Source organism: Xanthobacter sp. SG618 (genome assembly GCF_012932745.1).
GTDB classification, from domain to species: Bacteria; Pseudomonadota; Alphaproteobacteria; order Rhizobiales; family Xanthobacteraceae; genus Xanthobacter; species Xanthobacter flavus.
Genome location: NZ_JABBHL010000005.1, coordinates 247539 through 270565, shown reverse-complemented (window position 1 = coordinate 270565; position 23027 = coordinate 247539). Strand labels below are relative to the sequence as shown.

The following is a 23027-nucleotide window of genomic DNA, read 5'->3' as shown; positions in this document are numbered from 1 at the left end:
GACGCCGCCGGGGCGCGGTCAGCCCCGCGCCTTCACCAGCGCCCGCGTCGTCTCCTGAAGGCGCAGCGCGAGGTCGCGCAGCACGGAGCGGGCGAGGGAGGGTGTTTTGTCCAGCAGCGCGAGGAACAGGTCCGAGTCCATGCGCAGCACGCTCATGGGCGCGCCGGCACGCACCGTGGCGCTGCGCGCCTCGCCGGTGAGCACGCCCATCTCGCCCACCACGGTATCCTTGGTGAGGCGGGTAATCTCATGGGTGGTGCCGCCGGCCGTCACCTCGATGACGGCGGTGCCGTCGAGGATGACATAGGCGGCGTCGGGCGCCTCGCCCTGATGGAACAGCACGTCCCCCGGCGCCACGTCGAGCCGCGTCGCGGAGAAGGCGAGCAGCCTGAGCTGGCTCGGCTCCAGATCGCGGAACATGGGGATGCGGGAGAGGACGCGGGCCTCGTCTTCAATGCTCATGACCTGATCCTTATCGTCCCCTCATGTCCCGTTGGCGGACAGCTCCGCCGCCCCCTCGATGCGCTCCACCTGCCCGTGGGCGAGCACGATGACCTGTGCGAACAGTTCGAGCGGCTCGGCGGAATCGAGCACCACCAGCGTCGTACGCCCTTCGCGGCGGGCGAGCACCGTCTCGATCAGCCGGCTCTGCTCGGACGGCGCCAGCGGGGCCAGAGCGTCGTCGATGATGAGCAGATCGGGCTCCGCCACGAGGCATCGGGCGAGGGTCAGCTTTCCCCGCTCGGCGGCCGAGAGGGGCAGGCCGCCCTCGCCCAGCGCCACGTCGAGGCTCAGGCGCTCCACCTGGGCGATGAAGCCGTCCTGTTTCAGGCATTCGCGCACCAGATCGTCCACCGTGGCGGCGGCGCCAGCGCGGTCGGCGGCGATGCGGCCGAACAGCAGGTTGTCGCGCATGGTCAGCGCCCGGCAGTAGCTGTCCGGCTGGTAGCGGGCGAGGGGTATGCCGGACACCTCCTTCAGGTGGGCGAGCTGCGCGCGGGTGCCGAGCGCTCGCTGCTGCCAGTCCTCATCGATGAGGCCGAAGCGGTGGCGCGGCTCGCAGTAGCGTCCGGCGACGCGCAGCAGCAGGGCCCGCTCGTCCGCTGCCAACCCGACGCCGGTGCCGGCATGGGCGAGGAGGGTGCGCGCGGCGGTCATCTCCTCCGCGCGCAGCAGGCCCTTGGTGTCGATGTCCGCGATGGCGTCCTGCCCTCCGGCGAGCTCGGCGAGGGTGCGCAGGGCGCTGAGGCCGAGGGCGGTGAGATCGTCGGCGACGCCGAGCCGTTCCAGCTCGGGCATCAGGCCGGGGTCGGAGAGGAGCGAGGCGGCACCGCGTGTGTCGTTCAGCGGCGCCGCGAACAGGATGTTCTCCGCCAGCGTCATGAAGCGGTTGAAGGCGGCGAAGCGGAACGGCTCGATCAGCACCCGCCCCGTTTCCTGCTGGCGGCGGGAGATGGCATCGGTGACGGCGGCGCGGGCGGTCACGATGCGCTCCGCCAGCGCCGGGCTGGCCTCGGGATCGAGACGGCGTTCGAGGCCGAGCCGCACCACGAGATCGCCGAGCCCGGCAAGGCCCAAGGCGCCGAGGATCGCCCGGTCGAGCTGGGCTGCATCGTCGAGGCCGGCGGGCTCGGGCTCGGTGGCGCCGGGGGCGGGCCGGCCGGGGCGGCGCTCCAGCGCACACAGCATGTTGTCGCGCAGGGACGCGTTGAGCACGATGGGATCGCCGCCGGCATAGGCGACGTGTCGGCCGATGACGGATTCGGGCACGCTCGAAAGGTCGTGCCCACCGATGCGCACCGATCCGCTGTAGAGCGAAATGGCGCGGCCGCAGACCCGCGCCACCGCATGCTTGCCGCCGGCGTCCGGCCCCTTGAGCGCCACCGCGGTGCCGGCCGGCACCTCAAGACTCACCCCATCGAGGAGCAGGCTGCCGGCCGGGTCCACCACGCCGAGGTCGGCGATCTTCAACCCGCCGTCGAAGGGGAGCCCCTCCCAGCCCGTGTCGTCCTGCGAGCCCTTGGGCCAGACTTCCTGCGTTTCGAGATAGTAGCGGGCGAAGTCGTAGCGCACCTGGGCGACGACGCGCTTTTCGTCCCACTCGATCAGCTCTTTCAGCGGTTCGGGGATCTGGCCATAGGCCGCGACCACGGCCACCAGCTGGCCGATATTGATGGCCCCGGTCAGCGCCAGCCAGCCGCCGACGAAATAGAACACCAGCGTCGGCACGTCCGACATCAGGAGGTTCAGCACCCGGTCGGTGAAGTTCTGCCGCTTGAGGTCGAGGCTCGCCTCGGACACCACGGCCAGCCGTCCGTCCACCGCCGCGCGTTCCCAGGGGCTGGTGGCGAAGCCATGGACCAGCGGCAGCCGGTCGATGCCCGCCATCACCCTCTTGCCCAGCGCCACCGCCTCGCGCTGGTAGATTTGCAGCTTGGTGGCGTTGTCGCGCCGCTGGATGCCGAGCAGCACGTAGTTGAGGGCGAGGATGCCGATGGCGCAGCCGCCCAGGGTCGCGTTCTGGGTGAAGATGAGCAAAGTCGCCGAGCCGATGAGGCCGGCGGACTTCAGGGGCTGGGCGAAGGCCATGCCGGCGAAGGGGGAGATCGGCCCCACCTCGAACCGCAGCATGTTGCCCACTTCCATCGCCTTGCTCTTCATCGGCGCCTCGGGGCGCAGGCGCTGGATGATGTCGAACAGCTGGCGGCGCAGCCCGACGAGGATGCGCTCGCCGAGCCGGGCCTTCGCCATCTCGATCAGGCGGGTGATGTGCTGCTGGATGAGCTGCAGCGCGAACAGCAGCGCCGCGAGCCCGGCGAGCAGCCCGAAGGCCGAGACCTCGAAGCCGGTGAGATCGAGGATCACCCCACCGCCGAGGAAGTCCGGCCAGGTGAGGTCGAAGTCGAACAGCTTGGGCACCGTCCCGCCGATGGAGTCGGTGACGCCGTTGACGATGAGCCGCGGCAGTTCCAGCGACGCATAGTTGAACGGCAGCAGCAGGAGGACGAGGGCGAACAGCTTGATATGGGACAGCGGCTCGGCGCGCCAGAGATAGGTGAGCACGTCGCGCGGGAGCGTCTCCCGCGTCGCCGGGATCGTTCCACCCTTGGGGGAATCCGCGCCGCTCATCACGACTTTTCTGCAGGCCCCATAGCGTGTTGGCAAGGGGCAAGGCCGGTGGGCCGGGCTCTTCAGGCGGAGGCGGCGTGGGTGTCCGTGGGGTTCGCCGCACCCCGGCACCTCTCGGCATAGAGGCCGTAGAAGCGAGCTAGTCGCGCCGGCGCGCTCGCCGCCAGCGCCTCGGCGAGGGCCGCCGCCTCTCCGAAGCTTCCGGCACCGTACGCTGCCATCAGCGCGCCGTGCCGCTCTTCCAGTCGGGAGAAGGCCTCAGACCGCGAGAAATCCGGGCCGCCGGCAAGGAGATAGAGCTGGCTCGCCTTGGATTTGCCCTTGAGCATGAGGAGGTCGGCTTCGAGGAAGGCGAGGTCGCCCGCCGCCTCGTGCGTCGCCTCCGAGACCAGAATGTCCACCCGCATGGACTTGGTGGCACCCTCGATGCGGGAGGCGAGGTTCACGTCGTCGCCAAGGCAGGAATATTCGAGACGCTGCGCCGAGCCGAGATTGCCCACGCAGCACGGCCCGGTGGCGAGCCCGACGCCGCAGCGCACGGGGTGCCATGGCCGCCCCTGCGCTTCCGCCGCGCGGCGCCACTCCTCGTTCAGCGCTTCCAGCCGGGCGGACATGGCGAGAGCGCAGAGCGCGGCGTTGCGGGCGTGGGCGGCGTCGTCCACCGGCGCATTCCAGAAGGCCATGATGGCGTCGCCGATATATTTGTCGATGGTGCCGCCATGGGCGAGCACCACCTCCGTCATGGGCGTGAGATAGGCGTTCATGAAGCGGGTGAGGGCCTGCGCGTCCATGGTCTCGGACAAGGAGGTGAAGTCGCGCAGGTCGCAGAACAGGATGGTGATCTCGCGCGTCTCGCCGCCCAGCACGAGGCGTTCCGGGTTTTCCGCGAGCCGCTCCACGACCTTGGGCGAGACGAAACGGCCGAACACCGAGCGCACCCATTTCTTCTGTCGCTGCTCGTCGCGATAGAGGGCGAGCACGCCCATGCCGTAGATGCCGAGCACCGCAGCCCCCGGCCCCATGGGGTCGAGCAGCAGGTCGAAGCGGGTGAAGGCCAGCCAGGCGCCTGCGCCAAGCGCCGCCACGACGGCGAGGCCAAGCACCCCGGCAATGGGCGCGGAAACGCGGGGCAATGCCAGCGCCAGCAGGAGCCCAAGCAGGCCGGTAAGCACGATCTCGGCCCCGCGCGCCCAGTCCGGCCGCACGAGGCGGGCGCCGGCGATGATGTGCTCGATGAGCTGCGCCTGGATCTCCACGCCGGGCACCGCCGCATCGAGGGGCGTCGCGCGGGTGTCCATCAGCCCCGGCGCGCTGGAGCCGACGAGGATGATGCGCCCCTCCACCTCGGCGGGCGGAACCTTGCCGTCCAGCACGTCGGCGGCCGAGAGGAAGCGTCGGGGATCAGTGGCGGTGAAGCGCACCCGCACCTCGCCCGCGGCATCGGTCGCCACATCGAGGGCGCCGATCTTCACCGCCGTGATGCCGGATTTGGTGCCGAAGGCCTGGTCGCCGCTGGCATTGGAGGCGCGCACCACATAGGTGGACGCGCCCTGCGCCACGCGCAGCGCTTCCGCCGACAGGCTCGGCACCAGCTTTCCGTCGAGGCCGAGGAGGATGGGGACCCGCCGCACCACCTGATCACGGTCGGGCAGCCAGTTCAGCGCGCCGATGCCGCGGGCCGCGGCGGCCAGCTCCGGCAAGGGCGCGACCGCGCCGGAGAAGCGCGGCACGAACGCGCGCGGATCGTCGCCCGCGCTGGCCATGCCCCATTTCTCAGCATAGGCACCGCCTCTGCCGTGGGTGAGGATGGCGCCGAGGACCGAGGGGCTGGCGGCCAGCGCCGCGGCGAGTTGATGGTCGGAGCTGTCGCGGCCGGCGAGGGCGGCTTCGGCCGGGGCGCGGGCCTCGGCGGGCAACAGCTTCACCACGGCGGCAGGATCGAGCCGGTCCGGCTCGGAAAACACCATGTCGAAGGCGATGGCCGCCGCGCCGAGGCCGGCGAGCTTCTGCGTCAGCGCGGCGATGGTGGTGCGCGGCCAGGGCCACTGGCCCACGCGGGCGAGGGAGACGTCGTCCACGTCCACCACCCGCACCGGCAGATCAGGGTCGTAGGGGCGAGGGGCGGCGCGCTGGTAGAGGTCGAACAGGCCGTTGCGCAGGTCCTGCAAGGGCGCGGGATCGGCCCCCATCACCAGAAGGCCGGCAGCAAGGGGGCCGCCGACGGCGAGCCAATAGAGGCGGGACCACATGCGGCAGGCGATTTCCGTTGCGACGACGGGAGCCTAGCGCGGGCGGGGGCGGGGTGAAAGGCGGGGGCCGCCCGCGTCCTGAGAGGCTGGCTTGCAGGAGGCCTGCGCCGGGCGGCGGCTCAGCGCGCCGTCCGTACGCAGCCTGACAGGGGAAAGACGCTCAGCTCGCCAGCCGCCGCTCGGCGATATAGGCGCGCAGCGCCTCTTCCGTCATGGGCCGGCCGAGATAGAAGCCCTGCACCTCGTCGCAGGAATCGGCCTTGAGGACGGCGAGCTGGCTTTCCGTCTCCACGCCTTCCGCCACCACCTGCATCCCGAGCGCCCGGCCGAGGCCGAGGATGGCCTGGACGATGGCGAGTGCCCCCTTGCTCTGGTCGAGGTCGCCGACGAAGCGGCGGTCGATCTTGAGCGCGTCGAACGGGAAGGTGCGCAGATAGCCGAGCGAGGAATAGCCGGTGCCGAAATCGTCCATGGACAGCCGGACGCCGAGCTTCTTCAGCCCTTCGAGGATGTCGAGGGCCTTGTCGGTGTTCTCGATCAGCACGCTCTCGGTGATCTCCAGCTCCAGCCGGTGGGCCGGCAGGCTGGTGGCCCGGAGCGCGGATTCCACCGTGCCCACGAGTTCGCCGTTGCGGAACTGGACCACGGAGACGTTCACCGAGACGTTCAGCTCGGGCAGGCGGGAGATGGTGTCGCAGGCCTTGCGCAGCACCCATTCGCCGAGCGGGATCACCAGCCCGCTCTTCTCGGCGATGGGCACGAACTCGTCGGGGGCGAGGCGGCCGAGCTGGGGGTGGTCCCAGCGGATCAGCGCCTCGACGCCGAGCAGTTCCAGCGTGCGCGCGTCGCAGCGCGGCTGGAACAGCAGCACGAATTCATCGGATACGATGGCACGCCTCAGGTCGCCTTCCAGCGTCCGGCGCCCGGCCATCTCGTCGTTCATGTCGGCCGCGAAATAGCAGCAGGCGCCCGGCCCCTCCTCTTTCGCGCGGTTGAGGGCGAGTTCGGCGCAATGAATCAGGCTGTCGGGCTCGTGGGCATCCAGAGGCGCGAGCGCGATGCCCATGTCGGCCTGCGGATAGGCGACGGCGCCGGAAGGCAGCGCCACCGGCACGCTCAGTGCCGCCTGCAACCGGCGGTGGAGCCCGTCCACGGCCTTCGAATCGGCGAGGCCGGTGGCGACCAGAATGAACTCATCGGCGCCGACGCGGGCGACGAGATCGTTGTCGCGCACACAGCGGCGCAACCGGCGCGCGGTCTCGGCGAGGATCAGGTCGCCGGAGGCGAGCCCGTACATCTCGTTGAGCTGGCGGAAATTATCGATGTCGAGCGCAAACACCGCAAGCGTGCGCCGGCCTTCCTGCGGCGAGCTGAGCGCGCCGGCGAGGAACTCCATCATCAGTAGGCGGTTCGGCAGGCTGGTTACGGGATCATGCAGCGCAAGATATTCCGATTGCCAGGGGCCTCGCGCTACTTCATTGGCATCGCTCACGATTCACTCTTGCCGCTCATGGCGACGGCGTTCCCGTTCCCTGCCACCACGAGGGTGGCCGGGCGGCCTCCGGCGCATCTTTTCCTCCCCCGAACCCCTCCAGCGCTCTGTGTCGCCGGTTGTCCGAGCTCGGAAACCGCCGGCATCGTGGGGCCTCCCCCGAGCGGTGGCAATAGGGATATCGCCGTAAGGTTCACAGTCGTCAAGCTTCCTCTGGTATTTGAACACCTGCGACCGATGGCACGTCAAGGTTGAGCACGACCCGCATCACCGAGGGATCGTCGCTGCCCGGCGTTGCCTTGAAGCCGAGATCCTCGGCGAGGCGCAGCATGGGGCCGTTCTCGCGCATGACGTCTCCGAATACCTGCCGCAGTCCCCGCTTCCTGGCATGGGCGAGAATTTCGCTCATCAGTTGGAAGCCGAGGCCTTTGCCCTTGAAATCCGACCGAACCATGATCGCGTATTCGGCGGCGTCATTATCGGGGTCCGCGATGATGCGCACCACGCCACAAATGTCGCCATTGTCCTCCTGCGCCACGAAGGCCATCTCGCGGTCGTAGTCGATCTGCGACAGGCGAGCCGCCATCAGGTGCGGGAAGTCCTTCACCGAGCCGAGGAAGCGCATCCGCACGTCCTGCGGATCGGAGCGGTGCACCACATCCACCAGGCCGGGCTCGTCCTCCGGCCGGATCGGGCGCAGCGCCACGGTCGAGCCATCGGTCAGCTCCAGCGTCTTCGACAGGTCGGACGGGAAGGGCTTGATGGCGAAGCGGTCGGTGCCTTCCACCCGCGTCGGATGCACCACGATGCGGGCGTCGAGGGCAAGGACGCCGTGCTCGTCGGCGAGCAGCGGGTTGATGTCCAGCTCGGCGATCTGAGGCAGGTCGGCGAGCAACTCCGCTACCTTCACCAGCGTGCCGGCCACCGCATTCATGTCGGCGGGCGGATGGTCGCGATAGCCGGCGAGCAGCTTCGCCACCCGCGTGCGCTCGATCATTTCGCGGGCCAGCACCCCGTTGAGCGGCGGCAGCGCCACCGCCCGGTCGCCGATGACCTCCACCGCCGTGCCGCCCTGTCCGAACAGCACCACCGGGCCGAAGGTCTTGTCATAGCCGATGCCGGCGATCAGCTCCTGGGCATTGGGGCGGCGGATCATCGCCTGCACCGTGAAGCCCTCGACGCGGGCGCCGGGGCGCTTCTCCGCGACCGAGGCGATGATGGCCCGGCAGGCGTCCTCGACGGCCGCGGAGGTGCGCAAATCCAGCCGCACGCCGCCCACGTCCGACTTGTGGGTGAGATCGTGGGACAGCACCTTCACCACCACCGGGAAGCCGATGTCCTGCGCGAGGCGCCCGGCCTCCTCTGGGCTGGTGGCGATGCGGGTGTCCACCACCGGGATGTCATAGGCGGCGAGCACCGCCTTCGCTTCCACCTCGGTCAAAGCGGAGCGGCCGGCGGCGAGAACCCCCTCCACCAGCCGCCGGGCGGCGGGGCGGTCGGGCTCGTCGAAGGAGCGCGCGGGCGGGGTCTCCATCAGGAGCGTCTGGTTGCGCTGGTAGGCCACCAGATGGCCGAAGGCGCGGACCGCCTCGTCCGGCGTGTCGTAGGTGGGAATGCGGCGGCCGGCGAAACGGCGGCGGGCACTGGCGGCGGCGCTCTCGCCCAGCCAGCAGGTGAGCACGGGCGCGCGCGGGCGCGTCTCCAGCACCGCCATCACCCCGTCGGCGGCGGCGCTGCTGTCGGAGAGGGCGTTGGGCGCGTGCAGCACCAGCACGGCGTCAGAGCCCTTGTCGGCGAGAAGCGCCTTCAAGGCGGCGCCGTAGCGTGCGCCGTCCGCATCCGCCTGGATATCCACGGGATTGGAGCGCGACCAGGTGCGGGGCAGGGCCTTGTCGAGGGCTTCCACCGTCGCCGGAAGGAGGGTGCCGAGCCGGCCGGCGCTGCCTTCCAGCGCATCCACCGCCACCACGCCTGCGCCGCCGCCATTGGTGAGGATGGCGAGACGCTCGCCGGCGAGGCGGATGCCGGCGGAGAGCGTCGTCACCGCCTCGAACAGTTCACGCATCTCGTGGACGCGCAGCATGCCGGCGCGCCGCAGCGCGGCGTCGAACACGAGGTCGCTGCCGGCGAGGACGCCGGTGTGGGACAAGGCGGCCTGCGCGCCCGCCACGCTGCGCCCCGCCTTGATGACGATGACCGGCTTGGCGCGGGCCGCGATCCGCCCGGCCGACATGAACTTGCGGGCGTCGGCGATGCTCTCGACATAGAGCAGGATGGCGCGGGTGGTGTTGTCGAGGGCGAGATAGTCCAGCAGGTCGCCGAAATCCACGTCGGCCTTCTCGCCCAGTGCCGCCACGTGGGAAAAGCCGAAGCCGCGGGCGTGGGCCCAGTCGAGCACCGCCGCGGTCATGGTGTCGGACTGGCTGACGAAGGCCACGTCGCCCTTGGCCGGCATCAGATGGGCGATGCTGGCATTGACGTGGGCGCGGGTGGAGATGAAGCCGAGGCCGTTGGGGCCGATGATGCGCAGGAGGTGCGGGCGCGCCGCATCCAGCAGAGCCTGCCGCTGCTCCGCGCCCTCGAACTGCTCGCCCGGGCCATAACCGGCCGGAAGCACCACGGCGGCGCGGCAGCCCTTCTCGCCGAGTTGCGAGATCACGCGCGGCACCTCGTCGGGCGGCGCGGCGACGACGGCGAGGTCCACCGGGATCGGCAGGTCCGCCACCGAAGCGTAGTTGAGTGAGGAGCGGATGGCCCGCTCCTTCGGGTTGACGGAGAGGATGGGCCCCTCGAACCCCGCCTCGAACAGGTTGCGCGCGGCGAGCGCGCCGACCGTGCCGGTGCGGTTGCTGGCGCCCACCAGGGCAATGGCACGGGGATGGAAGAGGGCGTCGAGATTGCGCGTGGTCATGGCGGCCTCGATGCTTCGGACCCCGGCCAAAGGTTCGGCGCGGCGGTCCGTCGGTAACGCTAGGGAAAACGGGGCAGGTGGGGAAGGCGAATTCGTCTCAGCAGGGGCGGGAGCGCACGAAGCTGTCGCGCACCGCCTCGGCCAGCTGGTTGCCGAGGAGCGGCTTCTCGATGATCGCGACGCCCTGGTCGGTAGCGCGCCGACGCACATGCAGGGCCGGGTTGCTGGTGATGAGGAAGGCCGGGAGATGGACGTGGCGCCGGTCGAGTTCCCGCAGCAGGTCGAGGCCGTTGATCCCCGGCAGATTGTAGTCCACAATCATGCAACCTCCGCAGGAGAGGTCGGCCGCGAGCACATCTTCAGAGCGCGCATAGGTCTGCACGTTGAAGCCGTCCACCTCCAGGGCGAATTTCAGTGAACTGCAGACCGCCGGGTCATCGTCGACGATATGGACGACGAACGCGGGCGGCTCTTCCAACGCCATCATCCCAACGGTTCTCCCACGACCCGTTCGCGGGTCCGCGTGGTCGGTGCGTCATAACCTACTTTGGGAGGGGGCTCCGGGGCCTTGCGTTAGATCAAGCGCGCCAAGGAGCAGTGGGAGATACCGCGGGGACGGTACCTTGGTCAGGTCGGACGCGGCGCGATGCCGGCGAGCAGCGCCATGCGCACCAGTTCCGACAGGCTCTGCGCCTTCATCTTGGTCATCACGTTGGCCCGGTAGACCTCCACCGTTCGGGGGCTGATGCCGAGTTCGTAGGCGATGGTTTTGTTGGCCTGTCCGGCCACCAGACACTCCAGCACCTGCCGCTCGCGCTGGGACAGGCCGCCGATGCGGTCCACCACCTGCTCGCGCATGGCATCGTGCTGGCTGGTCTTCTGGCGGCGGTCGAGCGCGGACTTCACGGTGTCGAGGATCGCCACGTCGTCGAACGGCTTCTCCAGGAAATCGGCGGCGCCGAGCTTCATGGCCTCCACCGCCAGCGGCACGTCGCCGTGGCCGGTCATGACGATGACCGGGACGCTGGAGCCCTTGTCCTTCAGATGCTGGAGCAGATCGATGCCAGTCATGCCCGGCATGCGCACGTCGGTGATGATGCAGCTCGTGGCCGGGTCGGCGGCGGGCAGCCCCGCCTCCACGAACAGGCGGGCGGATGCGTGCTCGTGCACCACGTGGCCGGCGGTCGAGAGCAGGAAGGCGAGGGATTCGCGCACCGCATCGTCGTCGTCGATGACGTGGATCACCGCTGTCTCCTGCTCAATCATGCACCGCCTCCGCATCGCCCACGGCGCGGAGGGTGAAACGGAATACGGCGCCGCCGCCGGGGTTGGGCTCGGCCCAGATGCGGCCCCCATGTGCCTCGATGATGGTGCGCGAGATGGAAAGCCCCACGCCCATGCCGTGCCGCTTGGTGGTCACGAACGGCGTGAACAGCTGCGCGCCCATCTCCGCTGAGATGCCGTGCCCGGTATCCGAGACGCTGATCATCACCATGTCGTCCTCTACCGCCTCCGTCCGGACCAGAAGCTGGCGACGCGGTGTCTCCATCATTGCCTCCAGGGCGTTGCGCATCAAGTTCAGCAGGACCTGCTGGACCTGAACCTTGTCGGCCAGAACGAGGTCGCATTTGGGATCATAGAGGAAGCGCACCTGGATGCCGTGCTCCTTCGCCCCGACCAAAGCAAGGGCGCTCGCCTCCTCCACCAGCTTGGCGAGGCTCTCCACCCGCCGCTCGCTCTCGCCGCGGGAGACGAAATCCCTGAGGCGGCGGATGATCTGGCCGGCGCGCAGGGCCTGCTCGCCCGCCTTTTCCAGCGCCCCCTGCAACAGCTCCACCCGCACCGCGCCGCTGTCGAGAAGACGGCGCGAGCCCTTGATGTAGTTGGCGATTGCGGACAGTGGCTGATTGAGTTCGTGGGCCAGCGTCGAGGCCATCTCGCCCATGGCGGTGAGGCGGGAGATGTGGACCAGCTCGGCCTGCAGTTCCTGAAGGCGCGCTTCGGTCTGCTGCCGTTCGGTGAGGTCGCGGATGAATCCGGTGAAGAACCGCTCCGAGGTGGAGCGCATCTCGCCCACCGCCAGCTCCATGGGAAAGGTGCTGCCGTCCTTGCGCTCGCCCACCACCACGCGGCCGATGCCGATGATCCGCCGCTCGCCTGTGGCAAGATAGCGCGCGATGTAGCCGTCATGCCCCTCGCGATGGGGCGAGGGCATGAGCACCGAGACATTCTGCCCCACCGCCTCGGCCGCGGTGTAGCCGAACAGGCGTTCCGCCGCGGTGGAGAAGGAGCGCATGAGACCGCGCTCGTCGATCACCACCATGGCATCCGGCACGGTGTCGAGAATGGAAGAGAGGTGCGCCTCGCGGGCCAGCAAATCGCGATCGCGCGCCGCCGCGTCGAGGCGGGTGCGGCGCAGGCGCTCGCCGAGCACCGCGATGCCGAGCCCCACCGCGAGGAACAGGGCCGGCGCCGCCAGATCAAGCCGCGCATCGATGCTGGAAAGACCGCGCAGCGCGACGCCGCCGGCAAATGCCACGGCCACCGCCGCACCGCCGGCCACGAGGCCGCGTCCGGATACCAGGATGATGACCGCGAGCTGCAGCAGCAGCGCTTCGCCGCTCAGCGGATGAAGCCCGGCGAGACGGCAAAGCAGAAGGGCGACGAGCGCCGCGGCAGCGCCGCGCGCGGCATCGCCGAGCATCTGCTTGTTCCTGTGCGCCACAGGCCCCTCCGCCGCCGCCAATGCCATACCGCCCGTCACTTTATGCGACGTCCCGCCGCTACGTAATAGTACCTAAGGGGACCGACTTAAGTGTTCGATCCGAATTTTTCCCGTGCGTTCCGCCGGTTATCCCTTTCTCAACTCCGATGGAAGGGTCAACCGATGCCGAGCCCCGCAGCAGCGATCGCCCACAAGACCTACGCCCAGCCCCGGGCTTACGACAGCAAGTCTTTCGCCGAGCCCCTGTCTTCTGCACGGCCCGCCCATCGCTGGACCGAGGAGGCTGACACGCGAACCCCCACTGAAGTGGTCGCGCGCCTCGGAGTGGTTGCGAGCTACGCCCGCAACGCCGAAATCTTCGGCGAGGATCAGCCGGCCGAAAATCTCTACATCGTTCTGTCCGGTGCCGTGCGCATCTGCAAGCTGCTCGGCGACGGCCGGCGCCAGATCGAGACCTTCTGCCTCCCCGGCGACGTGTTCGGCTGGGAGATGACCGGACGTCATCGCTTCTCCGCCGAGGCGGTGAGCGAATGCAAGATCGTGCGGGTGAAGCGCTCGATCCTGTTCTCCCGCGCCTCCGACGACGCGGAACTCGCCCATGCCTTGTGGGCGCTGACCGCGGCCGAGCTTGGCCGCGCCCAGGATCACCTCCTCGTCCTCGGCCGCAAGACCGCTCAGGAGCGGGTCGCCACCTTCCTCCTCGACATGGCCGAGCGCGCTGGCGCGGGCCAGGGTCCGAACGGGGTCGAGGTGACGCTGCCCATGTCGCGTCAGGACATCGCGGACTTCCTCGGCCTCACCATCGAGACCGTGTCGCGCACCCTGACCCATCTCGAAGAGATTTCCGCCATCGCCCTGCCGTCCTCGCGCCGCGTGGTGCTGCGTGACGGTGCGACGCTGAAGCGCCTGAATTCCTGACTCTTCCCCCGGCACGCTGCGCTCTCTCCGATTAGCAGCGTTCCCCCTTAGGCCCGCTCCGGCCCCTGGCCTCGGCGGGCCTTTTCTTTTGTGCCCGTGCGTTCCGGTGTGTTGGCCGTTGGTGTCCCGGCCGAGCTGTCCCGGCCGGGGAGCTCAGCCTAGACGGCGGCCGCGTGCCGCTTCTTTTCCGGCGCCGCCGCCCGGCTGGCCACGAGGCGCGCGTCGAATACGGCGCAAACCACCCGGGTAAACGGGCGCGCCGCCTCCGGCACTTCAACTATTGCGCCGCGCCGCATCGCCAACCCGTCGGCCATCAGGGGTTCCAGCGCTTCGATCTCGTCCGCGAACGTCTCCGGCGGGAAGCCGAAGCTCTGGCAGGCGGCATCGAGATCGACCGCGAGGTCGCACATGAGGCGCTCGATGACATGGCGCCGCAGCCGGTCCTCGTCGCTCACCGCGATGCCGCGGGCGATGGGGAGCGCGCCGGCCTCCACCGCCTTGTGCCACTGGGGCGTGGCGGCGAGATTCTGCACATAGCCCTGGGGCAGCGCCCCGATGGCCGAGGCGCCGAAGCCGATGAGCACCGGCGCGTCGTCTGTGGTGTAGCCCTGGAAATTGCGCTTGAGCGAGCCGTCCGCCGCGCGCTGGGCCATGGGGTCGCCGGCCTTGGCGAAATGGTCCAGCCCAACCGCCCGATAACCGTGGCCCGCGAGGATACCGGCCACCAGTTCCGCCTGGGCGAGCCGCTCGGCGGGGCCGGGCAAGGCGTGCTCGGGGATGAGCGCCTGATGCTTCTTCATCCACGGCACATGGGCGTAGCCGAACACGGCGATGCGGTCGGGATCGAGCGCCAGCGCCGCTTCCACCGTCCGCCGCACGGAGGCCTGATCCTGATGCGGCAGGCCGTACATGAGATCGAGGTTCAGCGCGTCGATGCCCGCCGCACGCAGCGCGTCGGCGACCGCCTGCGTCTCCTCCAGCGACTGGTGGCGGCCGATGGCCTCCTGCACCTGCGGGTCGAAATCCTGCACGCCGAGGCTGGCGCGGTTGAAGCCCTCGCGGGCCAGCACCGCCACCTTGTCGGCATCCATCACCCGCGGATCGATCTCGATGGCGATCTCGGCATCGTCGGCGAAGGCGAAGACATCGCGCAGGGCCAGCATGATCGCGGCGAAGTCCTCATCCGCCAGCATGGTGGGCGTGCCGCCGCCGAAATGCAGATGGCTCAGCTTCATCCGTCCCGGCAGGTGGCGGGCGACGAGGCCGATTTCGTCCACGAGCCGGTCGGCATAGGCCTTCACAGGGGTGCGGCTGCGCGCCACCGCGGTCTGGCAGCCGCAATAGAGGCAAAGCTCGGCGCAGAACGGAACGTGGATATAGACCGAGACCGTTCCGTCCGGCCGCAGCTCCTTGAGCCAGCGGGCGTAGGTCGCGGCATCGACCTCGGGGGAGAAGTGCGGCGCGGTGGGGTAGCTGGTGTAGCGCGGCACCGGCTGCCCGTAGCGGGCGAGAAGGGTGTTCGTATCGGGGCAGGTCATGCCAGCGACCATGCCGCCGGCTTCCGGCCTGCGCCTTGATGTGGCGCAAGCCCTTGTTCCCTCACGCGCTTGTTCCGCCGTCCCCGCTCAGTAGGAGAGGAAGGCGCCGGCGAAGATGCCCTGGGCCCGGTCGTCGCCCGCAAGCTTCCAGCGATACTGGAGCGTGAAGTCGAGGTAGGAGCGCGGAGCGGTGTATTCGTCCTCGTTGAACCAGTAGCGGGCGGTGATGCCCGGACCGATGCCCATGGCGAACGGCGTCGCATAGGCGGTGTCGTAGCCGCCGCCGATGGCGATGTAGGGCCACAGCACCAGATGGTCGGAGATGGCGTCCATCCGGAAGGCCTGGCCGTAGCGGCCTTCGAAGGTGGCCACCGTCTGCGGCTGGCTCACGAAGTAATTGTAGTCGGCATAGATCTGCCAGGCCCGCCAATTGTCCACGTCCACCCGAAGATCCGTACCCTCCGCCTTGGAATAGGCGGCGCGCAGCATAAGATCGTTGCGGGAGAACTGGCCGACGGGGAAGAGGTAGGAGATTTCGAACACCAGGTTCTCGGTCGAGAACGGCTTCCAGCGCGCGCCGACGGAGCCCTGGATGGTGTCGAAGCCTGTGGCCCCGCCATTGTCCGCATAGACTGTGCCGAACCCGCGCACGAACAGCTCGAAGATCGAGCCGTCGCGATAACCGATTCCGGGCGGGCGCCAGTAGATTTCGCCGCCCGTGCCCACCGTGTGGTTGGCGCCGTTCGATGTCTGCGGGACGAGGTAGGACCCGGGCGCCACGCCCACCGGGCCGTAGCTCACCGAGGCATAGGCGCCCCAGGTGCGCGTCAGCTCGGCCACCTCGCGCCTCAGGCCGAAGAGATATTGCGGGTCGAGCTGAAGCTTGCCTTCGCGCGCCTCGTCGATGGCCGACTTGAAGTAATCGACCGCCTCCGCATTGTGATAGGTGCGCCGCGCATTGTAGGCGGCATTGATGAGGTTGGTGCCGCGCAGCCGCCAGCGGCTGTTCGCCTCTGAGAAATACTCGTAGGCGAGTTCGTCGTCGCCCGCCTGGCTCGCCAGAACCGCGAGGTCCACCGCCTTCATGCCGCGCAGGGCGCCGCTGTTGTAGGCGTTCTGGAACAGCGCCCGCGCCTCGTCCTTGCGGCCGAGCTGGGAGAGCACGCCGATGCGGGCGGAGAGCATCGCCATCCGCTCCTGCGAAGTGCGCGCCCGGGCCGCAGCGCGGGTGAAGGCGGCAAGGGCGCCTTCCTTGTCGTCGAGGGCGAGGGAGGCGAAGCCGAGCCGCGCCTGAACCTCGTAGCTGTCCTCGTTGGCGTAGGGCTGGAGCGCCCAGATCGCGACTTCCGGCTGCTTGGCGGACAGGGCCGCATCGGCGAGGCCGAGGCGCACGATGCGCACCTGGGCCGGCGGCAGGTTGGGCGAGCCGAGCGCCGCCTTGTAGTCGGCGACGGCCCCGGAGAAGTCCTTGGCCTGCATGCGCAGGTTGGCCCGCTGCACCAGCAGGGTGGCATCGCGCGGGCTCGCCGCCAGCAGCCGGTTGGCCACCGCCTCGGCCTCGCTGTAGCGGCCGGCCGATGACAAAGCGTTGAGGAGCAGCGTCTGGTAATTGCGGTTGCCGGGCTCGGCATCCACCGCGCGGCGCGCCTCGGCGATGGCGGTCGCATAGTCCTTGCGGCCGAACGCGGCATAGGCGGCGCTGGCGGCGGCATAGCCGGGGGAGCCGGGATTGAGGCCGGCGACGCCCGGTGCCTGCATCTGCGGATTGGCGAACACCGAGCAGATGACGCCATAGCTCGTCGGCTGACACAGAACCGCCGGCTGCTGGAGGGACGGCTTGGCGGCGTTCGGCGCCTTCACCTGCGTCTCCGCCTGCTTGCGCAGGACGCCGACCTCCTTGTTCTTGCCCGCGTCCAGCGGCTCCAGCGCCTTCAGCGCCTGCTCGGGCTGGCCGGCCGCCATGGCCGCATTGGCCGCGATCAGCCGGTAGTTCAGCTCCTCGAGATCGGTCAGGAGGTTGCTGTTGAGGACGGTGTCGAACTCTTGCACGGCCTCCGCGCGCTGGCCGGTCTTCTGCAGCAGCCAGGCGCGCAGGATGTGCGGCAGCGGCTCGTTCGGATTGTCCGCCACGGCGCCCGAGGCCGCCGTCTCGGCGTCCTTGAACTGGCCGGCGGCCATCAGCGCGTCGATGAGGACGATGCGGAAGATGAGCGCATCGGGCGCCCGGTCCACCGCCTGCCGGGCCGAGGTGACGGCATTGGTCGCCTTGCCGCGGCCGATGTCCTTGATGGCCTGCACGGCCATCGGCTCGGCGAGGCGCTTGTCGTTGGCCGCGCGCAGGGCGATCAAGGAGGGGTCGTTGTCGCCCTGGCTGATGGCGTCGCGGATGGCGACATCTAGCTCCTTGTACTTCTTGGAGCGATCAAGCGAATCGATCAGCAGCCGGCGCCACTGGGCATTGCCGGGATTTTCCTTCAGCGCTTCCCGGATGCGGGCTTCGGAGAGGTTGTCATTACCCTCGCGATAGGCGCCGAAGGCCTCGAGCGCGGCGTCGTAGCCGGGCGTGTCGCTGACCCCCCCGCCCGGCGGCGTGGTGGCCGGGATGAGGCTGCAGGACGGGCCATAGGGCGTGTCGATGCACTTCTGGAACGGCACCGGCAACGTCTGGGCCGCGTTGGCCGGGACCACTTTCGGATTGCGCTCCTGCGCGCGGGCGACACGCAGGCGCGCCTGCACCGCCGCATCGGGCTCCACCGGTTCCAGAAGCTTGATCGCCCGCTGGGGGTGGCCGGCGGCAATGGCGGCGTCTGCCATAACGAGGCGCGCATCGTGGGCGGTGGGCCCGGTGAGCACTTCGTCCTTCAGCGCCGTATCGAAATCCTGCTCCGCCTCCGCCACCTTGCCGAGGCGCATGCGGACATAGCCGCGCAGAGTGCGCGGCAGGAAGGACTGCGGATCCACCTGGATGGCTTCGCTCGCCGCCTTGTCGGCCGCCTCCAGCTGGCCGTCGGCCAGCAGGGTGTAGACGAGGAGCACGCGATAGCTGAGATCGTCGGGCACCAGCGCGACGGCCTTGCGGGCCTGCTCGATGGCGGCCTTCGGATTGGATGCCTCCAGCGCCTTGTTGGCGGCGACCGAGGGCTCCTGCGCCAGCACGCGGCTCTGGGAGCGAACCCGGGCCGTGAGCGCCTGATCGGTGATGCCGGCGGCGATGGCCGCGTTGCCGGCGACGACTGCTTCGGCGGTCTTGCCCTGGGCATCCAGCGCATCCATCAGCAGCAGCCAGAGCCGGGCCACGTCGGGGCGCAGCTTGAGCGCCTCGCGGGCGTAGGTCACCGCATCCGCATATCTCTTCTCGCGCTGGGCGGCGTAGGCGCGGTCGGCCGCCACCCACGCCGCTCCGGTCAGTTCCGGCGGCTGCGGGGCCGGGGTCGCCTGCGGAGACTGCGGTGCCTGCTGAGCCTGCGGCGCTTGCGATGGCTGGGGCGACTGCGCCCATGCCGGTCCCGCCGCGAGCGTCAGCGCCGCGATCGATGTCGCCAGCAGGTGGCCGAGAGCGATGTCGCGCAGCAGCCTCTTCCGATCCCGGTCGAGGGCAGGCGCAGGGCAGGTGCGGAAGTGAATCGCGGTGGTCATGTGGCTACCATCGCAGCGATTACTTAAATCGCAGTTAACCTTAACGGGTAGAGTTAATAATCACGCACCGTAAACGGATCATTTACTTTGTCGGCCCGTTCGTTGCCAAAGCGTAAACAGAAACGGCGCGCGAGGGGGGCTTTCCTCGCGCGCCGTTAACACTTCGGCAGGAGACCTTAACGGAAATCCTATCGCCGCACCGTCGCCAGCATGCGGTCGCGCCAGGTCTGGGGCGGCATGATGGAGGGCACGTCCCACTGGTCGGTCGCCTGCGGCCCGCTGTGGAACGGCCCCTCGTTGAACTGCCAGAGCAGCACCTGGGGCGGGCTCTTCGCGAAGTCGGGCGAGCTCACATATTGCAGGAAGGTCGCCCACGGGCCGACATTGCCCGGGTTCCAGGTGAGCGAGACCGGCCGGTCGAGGGCATTGGAGAGCTTCTGCGGGAAGCCGAGATAGGGCTGCACAAAGCTGTTGCCGATGATGTGCACCGGCGCGGGAGCCGAATCCACCAGCGATGTCTTGGCCGGCGCCGGCGTGCGCACAGTATAGAGGTCCGGCCCGATCAGCTTCTGCTGATCCGGCGTGAGGAAACGCTGGGCCAGATCGCCGAGATGGCGCTGCGTGACCCATTCGCCGAGCTTGTCGCCGGGCGGGCTGCCGGCGAGCTTGCCGACCTTGGCCTTGATGGCCTGCGCCACCGCATCCGCCGCCGCCTCGGAGGCCCAGGCGGTCCAGTGGTAGTCGGCGCGGTAGAAGCTGGTCTGCTTGCCCGTCTGGACCGACTTCAAGGCCGGGCGCAGGTCCACGGTGTCGATGCCGGCCTTCCGGAGCTGGTCGACGATGAAGTCGTACTGGCCGGCGACATCGGCGGAGACCGTCGTCCCGTCGGGAAGCTTCTCCTTGTAGAAGGGCGCCTTCATGGGCACGACCATGACCATCAGGGTCACGTTGCGCGCCGCAAGGGCCGCCTTCGTCTCCTGCAGAAGGGCGACGTTTGCGGTGATGCCCGCCCGGTTGAGAACGGAGATGCTCTCCCAGCCCGGGAACAGCCAGCCGTCCTTGCCGGTGATGACGCCGCTGTTCTGTGCCGCGGCCGGCAGCGGTGCACCGACAATGCCCGCCGCCATCAGGCCGCCCGCCAGCATGCTCCCCGCCAGGAAGCGGCGGCGGGTGAAGGCGCGTCCAGCGCCGGCAAACGTCGTCATTTCGCATCTCCCAGAAAGCGGCGCTCGACATCCGTCAGCGGCCGCGTGAGCGCCCGCATGGGGAATTCCCACACCACGAGGCGGGTTTCAGCCAGAATCTGCGGCTCGTCCATCAGAAGTTCGAGAAGCTGGCCGGCAAAGCCGGAGCCGTCGCGGCTCTTCTGCGCCACCTCATAACCTGAGGCGGCCTGGAGAAATTCGAGGAAGCCGGAATTGCGCGAGAAGGAGGAGCCGGCGAGCACCACCTGGGGGCCCGGTACGTCATCCAGAAGGCCGCCGCTGCGGGCGATGGTGGCCGACACTTCCGGCTCCCGGTCCGGCTGGGGACCGGACCAGCGCCAGGTGCGTTCCAGCCCGGCGAGCCGCATGAGGTCGCCGACGCGCGTTTGGGGCGGGCTCTCCGCAAGGGTGATCTTCTGCGTGCCCGGACCGATGCGCTTGCGCATCGCCTCCGCTACCCGGCCGGCGGCAAGCTTGGCGCCGGCGACGTTCCAGTGGGTGTCGGTGCGCAGGAAACCGTCTGCGCCGGGGAATCCCGGGGCAATCTCCACCTGATCGAGCCCGAGCGCACGGCTCTGCGCCCACCACGCATCCGACCGCCAGCGCGCTTCGCCGGAGACAGAGGTGCCGCACAGATGATCCGCCGCCAGAAGCGCCTTGTCCGGAACGGGGAGCACCACCAGAGCGAGGTTTCGCGCCGCGAACTGGTCGCGGATCTTCGCCGCGATCTTCAGCCGGGTCTCGAAATTCGCCCGCCCCTGCGGCGTCTCGATCAGTTCCTCACGGTAGAACAGCCAGCCGGGGCAGCCGGCGCGAACGAGATCGCCGGCATCGCCCAGCACCTTGTAGGCGAGGCCGGAGACCACATCCTCCAGCCCCGTCAGCTTGGGCAGCGCCGCCGTGATCTGCTTGTCGAGCACCGCGGTGAAGCGGCCGTCGAGGACATTCTCGCGGGTTGCCGCCGCCGCGAGCGCGGTGCGCGCCTCCTCACCCCTGAGATGCACGGCGACGAAGCCGAGGCCGGTCAGCATCAGCGCGAGAAAGGCGAAAGTTGCGAGGGTGCGGGCGAGATGCGGCATCGGCCCCCCTCAGAACTGGAAATAGAGGAAGGGCACCACCATGCGCCCCTGCAGCACCAGCACGGCGAACAGGAACAGGGGCAGCGCCGCCCATGCCCTCAGCCAATGGCCGGGATTGGGCGCGGACGGGTCGATGCGCATGACCTTCGGCAGATAGACGAGACCGATGCCGAGCACGATGGTGGCGATCTCCACCGGCCGGATGGCCGCACCCATGGCCGGGCTCAACGCGACGCCGTTGGTGCCGGCGAGGCCGGAGAAGATCACCCCCGCCTCGGCCCAGCTCTGCGCCCGGAACAGCGCCCACCCGACCATGACGAAGGCCAGCGTGAGGATATGGCCGGCGAACGCTCCGGTCCCCGGCAGGCGGAGATTCTTCCACACCCGCCCCACCATCAGCCCGAAGCCGTGCCACAGGCCCCAGATCAGAAACGTCCAGCTCGCCCCGTGCCACAGGCCGCCGAGCCCCATGGTGATGAGGAGGTTGGTGGAGACACGGGTGGTGGAGCCGCGGTTGCCGCCCAGCGAAATGTAGAGATAGTCCCGCAGCCAGCTCGACAGCGAAATGTGCCAGCGCCGCCAGAACTCCGAGAGCGAGGTGGACAGATACGGGTTGTCGAAATTCTCCGGGAATTTGAGGCCCACCATGAGGCCGAGGCCGATGGCCATGGCGCTGTAGCCGGAGAAGTCGAAATAGAGCTGGAGCGTGTAGCCGGTTACGGCGAGCAGCACATCCGCCGTGGTGGGATGGGCGATGGCGTAGCCGGCATCCACCAGGGGGGCCAGCGTATCGGCGATCAGCACCTTCTGGGCGAAGCCGAGCATGAAGCGCTCGACGCCGAACATGAATTCGGCCCGGTGGAAGGTGCGCTCCTTCAGGCGCTGCGCCACCCATTCGTAGCGCACCACAGGGCCGGCCACGAGATGGCCGAACATGGACTGGTAGGTGGCATAGTTCACGAACGAGGGCTCGGCCTTCACCGTCCCGCGGAACACATCCGTGGAATAGGAGATGGCGCCGAACACGAAGAACGAAAGCCCGATGGGCAGGAGCACGTCCGGCCAGCCCCAGACCGAGGCGGTGAGCACCTCGGTCGAATGCACGAGCATGTTGGCGTATTTGAACCAGACGAGGGATGCGAGCGGCCAGACGATGCCGATGAAGAGAGCCCAGCCCCGTGCCCGCCCTTCCGCGCGGGAGATCCACAGGCCCGTCGCCCACGACCAGATGGCGATGGAGACGATGAGCGGCAGGAAGTCCGCCCGCCACCACGCATAGAACAGCCAGGAAAAGGCCAGGATGGCGAGGTTGCGCGCCATGCCGGGCGTCAGCGCATAGACGATGAGGAAGACCGGCAGGAACAGGAAGAGGAAGCTGTCGGAAGCGAAAACCATGGGGCCGGATCAGTTGCCCGGACCGCGATAGGGCTCGGTCTCGTCGCGCTGGCCGGCCAGCTTCGGTCCGTTGGCGCCGGGCAGCAGGAACAGGCTGTAATGATCGCCGGCCTTCAGCGGCGGCAGCTTCAGCGGCTGCGACACGGCCGCGCCGCAGCTCGCCGCCAGAACCGCCTCGATGGGGTTGATGGCGCGCTGGCGGGTGTCGTTGGTGGCGACGCCCTCGAACACGACGGGGCCACCATCCGCCACCACCACGCTCGCCGCGCAGCCGGGGACCAGATTGTAGACGCGCAGCTGTGCCTTGAGATCGTTGCGGCCCTCGGTGGGGTCGGCGATCACCACCGCCGGCCCGGCGGCCGGGACGATGACGGTGGAGAAGGCATCGGCGGGCGGCACGATGCTGCCCTCGGCGGTCTTCCCCGCGAGGCTGACGGCGAGGGGGGCGCCCCCCTTCACGATGCGGTAGATGGTGGCGGTGTCGCCAGCCGGGACAGGCGCCGCCGCCGCGCTGCCGATGCCGATGGGCGCGCCGCTGGCGGCAAGATCCACCACGCGCACATAGGCCGAGCCGGTGGGCGGCTTCGGCGCATAGAGGCGCGTCAGCTCCTGAGCATCGGCCGTGCCCGCGAAAACGGCGAGCGTGGCGGCTGCCAGAGCGAACCGCCGCACGGTACGGCCCGAAACGGTCAAAGCGGCATTGGACGCGGGCATGAGCGCGATCCCGGACTGACCGGCAGACCCTGCGCC

At 69.2% G+C, this 23027-nt stretch carries 15 protein-coding genes; 1 reads left to right on the top strand and 14 read right to left on the bottom strand.

Going from position 1 to position 23027, the window contains the following annotated elements:
* Positions 1-18: 18 nt before the first annotated feature.
* The 8 genes from FHT36_RS15730 to FHT36_RS15695 all read right to left on the bottom strand — a co-directional run bounded on the left by FHT36_RS15730 (position 19) and on the right by FHT36_RS15695 (position 12485).
* Positions 19-462 (bottom strand): Crp/Fnr family transcriptional regulator, encoded by a 444-nt coding sequence (locus tag FHT36_RS15730; RefSeq protein ID WP_169123432.1) that lies wholly within the window; start codon positions 460-462, stop codon positions 19-21.
* Between the two features lie 21 nt (positions 463-483).
* Complete coding sequence (locus tag FHT36_RS15725) at positions 484-3129, bottom strand: ABC transporter ATP-binding protein/permease (RefSeq protein WP_169123431.1); 2646 nt, start codon at positions 3127-3129, stop codon at positions 484-486.
* Between the two features lie 62 nt (positions 3130-3191).
* The gene (locus FHT36_RS15720; RefSeq protein WP_169123430.1) at positions 3192-5378 is read right to left on the bottom strand and encodes an adenylate/guanylate cyclase domain-containing protein; all 2187 of its coding nucleotides are present in this window, start codon (positions 5376-5378) and stop codon (positions 3192-3194) included.
* A 160-nt stretch (positions 5379-5538) separates the two neighbouring features.
* Positions 5539-6870, bottom strand: coding sequence for a bifunctional diguanylate cyclase/phosphodiesterase (locus tag FHT36_RS15715; RefSeq protein WP_169123429.1), 1332 nt, complete (start codon positions 6868-6870; stop codon positions 5539-5541).
* A gap of 202 nt (positions 6871-7072) precedes the next feature.
* Positions 7073-9781, bottom strand: coding sequence for a bifunctional acetate--CoA ligase family protein/GNAT family N-acetyltransferase (locus FHT36_RS15710; RefSeq protein WP_169123428.1), 2709 nt, complete (start codon positions 9779-9781; stop codon positions 7073-7075).
* 97 nt (positions 9782-9878) lie between these two features.
* Positions 9879-10268: a response regulator transcription factor gene (locus FHT36_RS15705; RefSeq protein WP_169123427.1), complete on the bottom strand. Its 390-nt coding sequence runs from the start codon at positions 10266-10268 to the stop codon at positions 9879-9881.
* A 140-nt stretch (positions 10269-10408) separates the two neighbouring features.
* Positions 10409-11047, bottom strand: a complete 639-nt coding sequence (fixJ, locus tag FHT36_RS15700; protein ID WP_169123426.1) for a response regulator FixJ — start codon at positions 11045-11047, stop codon at positions 10409-10411.
* Positions 11040-12485 carry a sensor histidine kinase gene (locus FHT36_RS15695; RefSeq protein WP_246702271.1) on the bottom strand — a complete coding sequence of 482 codons (1446 nt, stop codon included), beginning with the start codon at positions 12483-12485 and terminating at the stop codon, positions 11040-11042. The genes fixJ and FHT36_RS15695 overlap by 8 nt, the downstream gene beginning before the upstream one ends.
* Positions 12486-12668: 183 nt before the next feature.
* On the opposite strand from FHT36_RS15695, the gene FHT36_RS15690 reads away from it, so the two are divergent.
* Positions 12669-13424: a helix-turn-helix domain-containing protein gene (locus tag FHT36_RS15690; protein WP_169123425.1), complete on the top strand. Its 756-nt coding sequence runs from the start codon at positions 12669-12671 to the stop codon at positions 13422-13424.
* 158 nt (positions 13425-13582) lie between these two features.
* Here the strand turns inward: FHT36_RS15690 and hemN are convergent, their stop codons facing one another.
* The 6 genes from hemN to FHT36_RS15660 all read right to left on the bottom strand — a co-directional run bounded on the left by hemN (position 13583) and on the right by FHT36_RS15660 (position 22991).
* Entirely contained in the window at positions 13583-14974 is a 1392-nt protein-coding gene (gene hemN / locus FHT36_RS15685; RefSeq protein ID WP_246702256.1) for an oxygen-independent coproporphyrinogen III oxidase, read from the bottom strand.
* A gap of 75 nt (positions 14975-15049) precedes the next feature.
* Positions 15050-18598 (bottom strand): bacteriophage N4 adsorption protein A, encoded by a 3549-nt coding sequence (locus FHT36_RS15680; RefSeq protein WP_169123424.1) that lies wholly within the window; start codon positions 18596-18598, stop codon positions 15050-15052.
* Positions 18599-18786: 188 nt separating this feature from the next.
* Positions 18787-19803, bottom strand: coding sequence for an alginate O-acetyltransferase AlgX-related protein (locus tag FHT36_RS15675; protein WP_169123423.1), 1017 nt, complete (start codon positions 19801-19803; stop codon positions 18787-18789).
* Positions 19800-20882 (bottom strand): alginate O-acetyltransferase AlgX-related protein, encoded by a 1083-nt coding sequence (locus FHT36_RS15670; protein ID WP_169123422.1) that lies wholly within the window; start codon positions 20880-20882, stop codon positions 19800-19802. Before FHT36_RS15670 ends, FHT36_RS15675 begins: the two co-directional genes overlap by 4 nt.
* Before the next feature lie 9 nt (positions 20883-20891).
* Positions 20892-22277: an MBOAT family protein gene (locus FHT36_RS15665; protein WP_169123421.1), complete on the bottom strand. Its 1386-nt coding sequence runs from the start codon at positions 22275-22277 to the stop codon at positions 20892-20894.
* Positions 22278-22286: 9 nt separating this feature from the next.
* Positions 22287-22991 (bottom strand): alginate O-acetyltransferase AlgF, encoded by a 705-nt coding sequence (locus FHT36_RS15660; RefSeq protein WP_169123420.1) that lies wholly within the window; start codon positions 22989-22991, stop codon positions 22287-22289.
* Positions 22992-23027 lie beyond the last annotated feature (36 nt).